Below are 1,384 nucleotides of genomic sequence, written 5' to 3' on the forward strand. Positions count from 1 at the left end.
GTTTGCCGTCCAGCACGAGATGAGCGGCGAGATCGCCAAGGCGCTTGGCATGCAACCTTCGGCAGCGGAAAGCGAACGCATGGCGCGGCCGCCGACCGAAAACCTCGAAGCCTACGACTTCTATCTTCGTGCCGAGCAGACAGCACGGACCGGTCGGCGCGACGGCCTGCGGGAGGCGCTCACGCTCTACGACAAGGCCGAGCAGCTCGACCCCGCTTTTGCGGAAGCCTTCGCGGCGGATGCAAGCACGACGGTGTATATCTGGCGTGAATCGTTCAATGACATCATGCAGAGCGCGCCAGCACGAAAGAGAGCATATGAGAAGGCGAGCCGAGCTTTGCAACTCGACCCTGACCTTTCGTCGCCCTATGCTATTCTTGGGATCATGCAGGTCGTGGATCGCCGCTACGAGGAAGCCATCGCTTCGGTCGAGCGAGCCGTCGCACTCGGCCCCGGCGATGCTGAGACGCAAATAGCCCTGGGATACGTGCAACTGTTCGCCGGCAGTCATGCTGAGGCTGCCGAAGCGGTCGAGACGGCGCTCAGGCTCGATCCCAACCTTTCACCTGTAAACCGGCAAATTGCCGGTCTGGTCTTTCTAATTCAAGGGAGCAACGACAGGGCGATCGAGGCCCTCGAACGCACCCGCGACGATGCGCCGTCAGTCGGAGATTTCACGATCACGCTTGGTGCCGCCTACGCCCGCGCCGGCCGCCTGCAGGATGCCAGGGCGGCAGTGGCCGAGGGGCTAGGTGCCATGTCCACACCAGGTTTCGATTCATTGTCCGCATACCGACTCAACGGTGCCCAATATCGTAACCCGCAGGATTTGGCTCTCATCGTCGACGCGTTGCAGCAGGCGGGCTTGCCCGAATGGCCGTTCGGTTTCACCGGCGATGAGCACAACCGCTTGAAGGGCAAGGAGATCGCCTCGCTGGTGCTGGGCCATACTCTGCAGGGTCAGCTTGAGCCCGGTCTCCAACCAGCCTTCCTCCAGATCGGGAGCGACGGCAAGGCAGCCTTCCGCTCCACGACGCGGCTGGTCACCGAGACCGTCCGTGTCGATGGCGACTTATTGTGCGAGCTGAGCGAGAATATGTTCGGGCGCCCCGACTGTGGACCCGTCTATAAACGCCGCGACGATGGAGGCGGCGGCTATTCCTTCGTCAACTCAAGCAAGGTGTTTCACTTTACGGTTGTTCAGTAGAAGCACACGCGCGTCATAACGGACGCACACACTCGCGTCCGATGCGGGACTAGAATAGGCTGCGCGAAGCCGCTTGATCGACCAAGGAGGGCGCAGGCAGGTATGGAGCGAAGGCTTACCGCGATCCTTGCTGCCGACGTGGTCGGCTACAGCACGCTCATGGGCGAGGATGAGGTC

At 61.8% G+C, this 1,384-nt stretch carries 1 protein-coding gene; it reads left to right on the top strand.

All coding sequences use genetic code 11. The features are described 5' to 3' along the window. A partial coding sequence (locus X727_RS135260) for a tetratricopeptide repeat protein (RefSeq protein WP_023699418.1) occupies window positions 1-1,207 on the top strand: 1,207 nt, incomplete at its 5' end. Window positions 1,208-1,384 lie beyond the last annotated feature (177 nt).

This window comes from Mesorhizobium sp. L103C105A0, assembly GCF_000502215.1.
GTDB lineage: Bacteria > Pseudomonadota > Alphaproteobacteria > Rhizobiales > Rhizobiaceae > Mesorhizobium.